This window comes from Mycobacterium sp., from assembly GCF_035314665.1.
In the GTDB taxonomy this organism is placed as follows: domain Bacteria; phylum Actinomycetota; class Actinomycetes; order Mycobacteriales; family Mycobacteriaceae; genus Mycobacterium.
In genome coordinates, this window is record NZ_DATFZD010000187.1 from 1 (window position 1) to 7,625 (window position 7,625).

Consider the following 7,625-nt stretch of genomic DNA (forward strand, 5'->3'; position numbering starts at 1 on the left):
GTGGGTAGATGATCAACCGGTAGCGCCGAACAGCGTACTGACTGATTTTGACGTCATAAAATCCCCACGGTCGGTCACCGTCGAGCACCCGCGAAAACCACCGCGCGCCTGGTTCAACGGGTTGGTATTGGGCGTTGCGCATGAAATCAGGCGTACGCGAAATTTGAGACGCCGACCCCCCAGCTAAACGGCATCCTTACACCTGAAGGGTCAAACCTTTACGAATCCTTATCAAACGCGTCTCGGCCGAGAACCTCCTGCGCGGCCTCTGCTTCTAGGTGTGGAAGCGCTTGCGTCAGTTCTTCTTGGACGGGATTACGATCACCACGATCAGCGTCAGAATGCTGAAGAACAGTCCAAGAATGCCCCAACCCAATGGGTTGCGGCCCTTCATTGCGGCGACGGCTCCGCAAATGATCGCCGCGATAACGCTGCCAATGGCGACGAAAATGCCCTTGATACCGCGCAGAATAAATCCTGCGGCTTCCGGCTGGCTGGATGCGGCCAGCACCAATTGGTGAAGAATGATGACCTCCTCAGTGCCGCACGAGTTCTCACTGGCGTGCTTCGGACGCGAGTACCCGCGAAAGCCGGAATCAAAACGCGTCGTTCAGCTGTCAGGCAAGCCTCGAACGAACGCTTGGGTTTCCTCCCAGCTCGGTAGCAGACCGGCGGCGCGGACCTCGTCCAAAGTGGGTGCCGCTGCGTCGCGGTCGGACAACAGCAATTCGTGCCCGGTCGGCCAGTCGATTGCCAGCGTCGGATCGGTGGGGGTGATGGTGTGTTCGCGCTGCGGGTTGTATTCCGCTGAGCACAGGTACATCACCGTCGAGTTGTCCTGTAGCGCAAGGAAACCGTGTGCGAGGCCTTCGGAGATATAAATCGTGCGGTGGTCGTGGTCGTCGAGCAGCACCGAGTCCCAGTGCCCGAAAGTCGGTGAACCGACCCGGATGTCGACGACGACATCAAACACCGAGCCGGCCAGGCAGGTCACATACTTTGCCTGGCTGGGTGGCAGCTGAGCGAAATGCAGGCCGCGCAGCACACCGGCCGCCGATACCGAACAATTGGCCTGCCGGACATCGAGCCGGTGACCGGCGAACCCGGTGAACCCGCGGTCGGTGAGCCATTCGAAGAACAGACCACGCGAATCGGAATTCAGTCGCGGCGTGATCTCCCACGCGCCGGCGATGTCGAGTTCGTGAGCCTGCATGTCACTGTCCCCGTTGTTCGTACCGTGCTTCGCTGGCGGCTTTCATCGGCGCCCACCAGGTTTCGTTGTCGCGGTACCAGTCGATGGTGGCGCGCAGGCCCTCGGTGAAGTCGGTGTGCTTCGGTGCCCAACCTAATTCGGTGCACAGCGGGGTGGGATCGATGGCGTAGCGCAGGTCGTGGCCGGCACGGTCGACGACATAGTCGAAGTCGTCGGGATCGCGGCCCATCAGCTCCAGCAGCGTCTGCAGCACCGATAGGTTGTCGCGCTCGCCGTCGGCGCCGATCAGATAGGTTCGGCCGATCTGGCCGCGGCTGAGAATTCGCCGGACCGCGTCGTTGTGGTCCTCGACGTGAATCCAATCGCGCACGTTGGCCCCTTTGCCGTACAACTTGGGCCGGCGCCCGGTGAGCACGCTGGTGATCTGGCGGGGAATGAACTTCTCGACGTGCTGATACGGGCCGTAGTTGTTGGAGCAGTTCGAGATCGTCGCGCGCACATCGTAGGAGCGCACCCAGGCTCGGACCAACATGTCGGAGGCGGCCTTGGTCGACGAGTACGGACTTGACGGGTTGTAGGGCGTCGACTCGGTGAACCGCGCGGCATCGTCGAGGGCAAGATCGCCGTAGACCTCGTCGGTGGAGACGTGATGCAGCCGCACCCCGTGCTCGCGTACCGCCTCCAGAACGTTGAACGTTCCGATCACGTTGGCCCGCAGAAACGTTGCCGGGTCGGCCAATGAGTTGTCGACGTGTGTTTCGGCCGCGAAATGCACCACCGCGTCGGACTCGGCGACCAGCCGGGACACCAGCCCGGCGTCGGTGATGTCGCCCTCGACCAGCCGGATGTCGTTTTCGACGGGAACCAGCGATTCGCGGCTGCCGGCGTATGTCATGGCGTCCAGCACCGTCACCACATCATCGGGATGCTCACGCACACTGGCATGCACAAAATTGGTACCGATGAAGCCAGCTCCACCTGTGACCAGCAGCCGCATACTGGCACCTTAGCCGAGCGGCCCGATCAGCTTGCGGGCTTCAGCCCCAACGGACCGTCCAGCTCGCTCAGGACGGGCAGCAGTGTCTCCGGGGTCCAGCCGCCCAGCACTTGGATCGCCACGTGATCGGCGCCGGCCTCCAGATGCTCATTGAGCCGCTGCGCGATGGCCTCCGGTGTGCCGTAGGCAACCACCGCGTCGATCAACCGGTCGCTGCCGGGCCTGCGCACGTCGTCTTCGCTGAACCCCAGCCGCAGCCAGTTGTTCACGTAGTTGCTCAGGCCCAGGTAGTGGTCGACGGTCTCGCGCCCAATCCGGCGCGCCTCGTCAGCGTCGGTGGTGAGCACCACCTTGTGCTCCGGTGCCAAGAACACCGAAGGACCCATCGCTTCGCGCGCCTTGGCCGTGTGTTGCGGCGTCGTCAGATACGGATGCGCGCCCGCGCTGCGCTCGGCGGCGAGTTTCAGGACCTTGGGGCCCAGCGCCGCGAGCACTCGACGACTGGTCGGCACCATCGCGTTGTCGAGCTCGTCGAGGTAACCGACCAGCGCGTCATAGGGCTTCACGTACTCCTCGGTGTGCTCACGGTGGCCCACCCCGATGCCCAGCAAAAACCTTCCGGGATAGGCGTTTTCGACACGCTCGAAGGATTGGGCGACCACCGGCGCCGGCGCGGACCAGATATTGACGATCCCGGTGGCCAGCTGCAGCGAATTAGTCTGCGCCAGAGCAGGATCCACCCACTCCAACTCCGCATCTGGCGATCCGCCGACCCAGACGGCGCCATAACCGAGCGATTCGATTTGCGCGGCCAGCTCGGGTGCCACGGAGCGGAAGGCCAGAAATACGCCGAACCGCCCTAGGTCGGGTTTCAGCGATACTGCCTCGGCCATCTAGGTCCCCCTCTGCTTCGTCACGACTGCTTCAGTCCAAGCGATCCGGCCAATTCGGCCAGCGCCGGAACCAGGTTCTCATTCTTCGTCAGCACCTGAACGGCCACATGGTCCGCGCCCGCGTCGAGGTGTTCATTCAAACGTGCGGCTATCGAGTCGGTCGTGCCGTGGGCGACCATGGCGTCGACGAGGCGGTCACTGCCGGGGCGAGTGATGTCGTCGTCGGTGAAACCCAGCCGCCGCCAGTTGTTCAGGTAGTTGGCGAGATTGAGGTAAATGTCGAGTGCCTTACGCCCGACGGCGCGAGCCTGTTCCGCGTCGGTGGTCAGTACCACCTTGTGTTCGGGCGCCAAAAACGCCGACGGGCCGATCAGTTCGCGGGCGTACGACGTGTGCTCCGGCGTGGTCAGGTAGGGGTGAGCTCCGGCGCTGCGTTGCGCAGAAAGCTTTAGTACCCGCGGGCCCAGCGCGGCAACCACTCGACGCTCGGCGGGCACGCCGTAGTCGTCGAGGCGGTCCAGGTACTCGACTAGCGCGTCGTAGGGCTTGCGGTACTCGCTGACCGCTTCGGGATGCCCGACGCCGATGCCCAGCAGGAAGCGCCCGGGATAAGCCTTGTCGATGCGGTGGAAAGACGCGGCGACCGGCTTGGCGGGCGCCGACCAGATGTTGACGATGCCGGTGGCGACCTGCAGCGTGGTCGTCGCTTCGAGGATGGGTTCGACCCACTCCAACTCGGCCGGCGGTGAGCCGCCTACCCAGACGGCCCCGTAGCCCAGGGCTTCAATCTCTTTGGCCTGCTGCGGGGTGACGCCGCGGCCGAACGATCCGAACCGACCGAGGTTGGGGCCACTCGTGGAACGAGCCTGAGTATCAGTCATGGTCTCTCCAACCGGTCGTTTGAGGTCGCTATTCCGCCAGTTCTGCATCCAGGTCGGGATCCGCCAAATCCTCGACGCGCGGTTTTTCCAGCGGCAGCAACACGATGAAGCGGGTGTTGCCCGGCACCGACTCCACCCGCAAATCCCCGCGATGTTTCTTCACGACGATGTTCCACGCCAAATCCAGCCCGAGGCCGGTGCCCTCGCCGACCGGTTTGGTGGTGAAGAACGGCTCGAAGATGTGCTCGCGCGCCTCCGCGGGGATACCCGGTCCGGTGTCGCAGATCTCGATCCGGGCCAGTTTCTCACCTTCCCTACCGGTGCGAACGGTCAGCGTACCGCCCTGATCCCGCATCGCTGCCAGCGCGTTGTCGATGATGTTGGTCCAGACCTGGTTGAGATCCCCTGGGAAGCAAGGGATTTCGGGAAGCGATTGGTCGAATTCCTTGACCACCGTGATCGCGCCGGGCTTGCCGCCGTCTTTGGTCAACCGGTCGGCGAACATCACCAGCGTGCTGCGCAGCAGTTCGTGCACATTGGCCACATCGAAGAGGGCCCGGTCCATCCGGGAATATTGCTTGGCGTCGGCGACCAGTGCCGAAATCCGTTTGCTTGCTTCCAAAAGTTGGTTCATCAGAAGTTCGCTCTCGATGGTGTAGCTGATCCAGCGGATCGCCTCCTCCACCGAAGCCGAAGCATCCAACTCCTCGGCGGTCGCGGCAATCCGCTCCAGCCAGTCGGTGTCGATGTTGCCTTCGACGAGTGTCGGCGCGATGTCCCATCCGCCGTCGATGTCGTGGTCCTCCAGCCATTCGCCGACGGCGTCCTCGCGGTCGGCGGTCTCAAGCGCGGTCAGGTGCTGCGACGCCGATTTGGCGACGTGCTCGGCGACCGCGTCCTGCAGCAGCACCAGAGCGTTCAGGGTTTCGGGGGAGACGCTGCCGTCGGCAAGCATCGCCAGTTTCCCGCGCATGCGCGAGATCCGGCCGCGCAGCTCGTCGGCGGCCCGTGCGATGGCTGCGGCGGGATTGTTCAGCTGATGGGTCAGCCCGGCCGACAACCGGCCCAGCGCGAGCAGCTTCTCCCGGTTGTCGATGATCCGGCGGGTTCGATCGGTGCCCACGGCGATCCCGTCGAGCAGGTGCACCGCCATCGGAAATTGGTCCTTCATGAACTTGGCGAACACCGGCGCGTCCATGACAAAGAACCGCGACGGCTTGGTCACGTGCACCGACGCGTCGTAGAGCTTTTGGGTCCCGCCGGTGAACGCCCGCCAGGCACCGCAATACACGCCGCGCTGGGACGTCCGGTTCGTCTCGATGGCCTGACCGCCGGAGAGCTTCGACATTGCTAGCTCGCCGTCGATCAGAACGTAGAAACAGGTCGCCGGCTCGCCCTCGACGATGATCGGTCCCGGCTGGAATTCCTGAATATGCCCGGCAACGCAGAGCGTATCGAGCTGCTCATCGGAGAGCGCCTCGAACAGGAACAGGGTGCGCAGCTCGTCGGCGTCACACGGGAGTTTTGCGGTCATGATTCCGCCAGGTAGCGGTGGACCAGCATCACGGCCATCGACCCTTCGCCGACCGCGGCCGCGACCCGTTTGGCGGAATCGGCGCGCACATCGCCGGCCACGAACACGCCCGGCACGCTGGTTTCCAGATGATGCGGCGGACGATCGAGCGTCCAGCCGCAGACGTTGCGCAGGTCCGGACCGGTGAGGATGAAGCCGCGGTCGTCGCGGGCGACGACCCCGTCCAGCCAGTCGGTGCCCGGTGCGGCGCCAATGAAGATGAACATCCGGCCGCAGCTGACGTCCTCGGTAACGCCGGTCCGGTTGTCGATCAGGGTCAGCTTCTCCAGGTGATCGTCTCCGGTGGCGCACTGAACTTCGGTACAGGTGCGCACGGTGACCTTGGGGTTTTGCTCGATCTGCTGGATCAGGTAGTACGACATCGACGCCTCCAACGATGGGCCACGCACGACGACTGTCACCGAGTTGGCCTGGCGGGACAGATACATCGCGGCCTGACCGGCGGAATTGGCCCCGCCCACCACGTAGACCTCTTCCTCCTGGCAATCCGACGCGACGGAGACGGCGGCCCCGTAGTAGATGCCCCGGCCGGTCAGTTCGGCGCAGCCGGTTGCCGCCAGCTGCCGGTATGCGACGCCGGTGGCCAGGATGACCGCATGCGCGTCGATCGAGCCGCCGTCGGCGAACTGCACGGTGCGCTTGGACCCGTTGACCTCCAGGGCGGTGGCCGCACGGGCGGTGATCAGTTCGGCGCCGAACTTCTCCGCCTGTCTGCGGGCCCGATCGGCCAACTGGCCGCCCGACACCCCGTCCGGAAAGCCGAGATAGTTCTCGATCCGCGAGCTCTGGCCGGCCTGACCGCCGGTCGCGGTGCGTTCGATGAGCACCGTGCGCAGCCCCTCGGAAGCGCCGTAGACGGCGGCGGCCAGGCCCGCGGGTCCGCCACCGACAACGATCAGGTCGTAGAACTCCTGCGACGGCGTGGAACTCAAGCCCAACGTGTCGGCCAGTTCGGCGTCGCTGGGCTCGATGAGGGTGTCGCCGCGTTCGGTGACGACGACCGGAAGCCGCAGGCCGTCTTCGCCGGCCGCCCGCAACAGCTGTTCGCCGTCGGGGTCGTCGGCCATGAACCAGGTGTAGTAGAGCCCGTTGCGGGCCAGGAAGTCGCGCACCTGCCAGGACCGCGCCGACCAGCGGTGTCCGATCACCTTGGTGTGTGGGATGGGGTGTTCCGGTGCCAGCTTCCACGCGTCCAGTAGGGCGTCAATGACCGGGTAGAGCTTCTCCTCCGGCGGATCCCACGGCTTGAGCAGGTAGTGGTCGAGGTCGACGACGTTGATCGCGTCGATGGCGGCGTGGGTGTCGGCGTAGGCGGTGAGCAGCACCCGTCGCGCCGACGGATACAGGTCCATCGCGTGCTCGAGGAACTCGATGCCGGTCATCTGCGGCATCCGGTAGTCGGCGACCAGCGTTGCGACCGTCTCACCGCGCAGTTTGAGCTGCTTGAGGGTTTCCAACGCGTCGGGGCCGGATTCCGCCCGCACGATCCGGTGGGCCTCGCCGTAGTGGCGACGCAGGTCCCGGGCAACCGCCCGGGATACTGCGGGATCGTCGTCGACGGTCAGGATCACCGGTTTACGGGTGTGGGGATCAGCACTAGCGGGGTTGGTCATTGGCGTTAAGTATGCGCTTGTCAGGGACCGTGCGTGGGGTCAGGTTGGCAGGTCCCGATTCCGCCCACAGCGATTTTGGCCAGCGGTAATGAGCGGGTATCGTGGACCAACGGTGCGTCATCGCGCTGGTTTCTTGCGTGCCCAGTTCTAGGAATTTCCTGTCACCGGCTCACGTTGTTAAGCCAGCGAATGCTGCGCCGATCCGGGCGTAGAAGCAACGAAACCAAAGACGAGGATTTCTGGAAAGTATGGCCAAGAAGGACGGCGCCATCGAGGTCGAGGGCCGCGTGGTCGAGCCCCTGCCCAATGCGATGTTCCGCATTGAGCTGGAGAACGGCCACAAGGTGCTTGCCCACATCAGCGGCAAGATGCGGCAGCACTACATCCGCATCCTGCCCGAGGACCGGGTGGTGGTGGAGTTGTCTCCCTACGAC

At 64.5% G+C, this 7,625-nt stretch carries 9 protein-coding genes; 1 reads left to right on the forward strand and 8 read right to left on the reverse strand.

Annotated features, from left to right (window positions below):
- From VKI00_RS33800 to VKI00_RS14715, 8 genes are all read right to left on the reverse strand, one after another.
- A partial coding sequence (locus tag VKI00_RS33800; protein ID WP_414687197.1) for a DUF6611 family protein occupies window positions 1-142 on the reverse strand: 142 nt, incomplete at its 3' end.
- 153 nt (window positions 143-295) lie between these two features.
- Window positions 296-511 carry a deoxyribodipyrimidine photolyase gene (locus VKI00_RS14685; RefSeq protein ID WP_324438540.1) on the reverse strand — a complete coding sequence of 72 codons (216 nt, stop codon included), beginning with the start codon at window positions 509-511 and terminating at the stop codon, window positions 296-298.
- Window positions 512-610: 99 nt separating this feature from the next.
- The gene (gene rfbC / locus VKI00_RS14690; RefSeq protein WP_324438526.1) at window positions 611-1,213 is read right to left on the reverse strand and encodes a dTDP-4-dehydrorhamnose 3,5-epimerase; all 603 of its coding nucleotides are present in this window, start codon (window positions 1,211-1,213) and stop codon (window positions 611-613) included.
- 1 nt (window position 1,214) lies between these two features.
- On the reverse strand, window positions 1,215-2,210 hold the full coding sequence (gene rfbB, locus VKI00_RS14695) for a dTDP-glucose 4,6-dehydratase (RefSeq protein WP_324438527.1): 996 nt from the start codon (window positions 2,208-2,210) through the stop codon (window positions 1,215-1,217).
- A 26-nt stretch (window positions 2,211-2,236) separates the two neighbouring features.
- The gene (locus VKI00_RS14700) at window positions 2,237-3,103 is read right to left on the reverse strand and encodes an LLM class F420-dependent oxidoreductase (RefSeq protein WP_324438529.1); all 867 of its coding nucleotides are present in this window, start codon (window positions 3,101-3,103) and stop codon (window positions 2,237-2,239) included.
- A 20-nt stretch (window positions 3,104-3,123) separates the two neighbouring features.
- Complete coding sequence (locus tag VKI00_RS14705; protein ID WP_324438531.1) at window positions 3,124-3,984, reverse strand: LLM class F420-dependent oxidoreductase; 861 nt, start codon at window positions 3,982-3,984, stop codon at window positions 3,124-3,126.
- Window positions 3,985-4,012: 28 nt separating this feature from the next.
- Entirely contained in the window at window positions 4,013-5,518 is a 1,506-nt protein-coding gene (locus VKI00_RS14710) for an ATP-binding protein (RefSeq protein WP_324438533.1), read from the reverse strand.
- Window positions 5,515-7,191, reverse strand: coding sequence for an FAD-dependent oxidoreductase (locus VKI00_RS14715; RefSeq protein WP_324438536.1), 1,677 nt, complete (start codon window positions 7,189-7,191; stop codon window positions 5,515-5,517). Before VKI00_RS14715 ends, VKI00_RS14710 begins: the two co-directional genes overlap by 4 nt.
- Before the next feature lie 248 nt (window positions 7,192-7,439).
- On the opposite strand from VKI00_RS14715, the gene infA reads away from it, so the two are divergent.
- Window positions 7,440-7,625 (forward strand): translation initiation factor IF-1 (gene infA / locus VKI00_RS14720; RefSeq protein WP_324438538.1); only part of this gene is annotated, 186 nt, incomplete at its 3' end.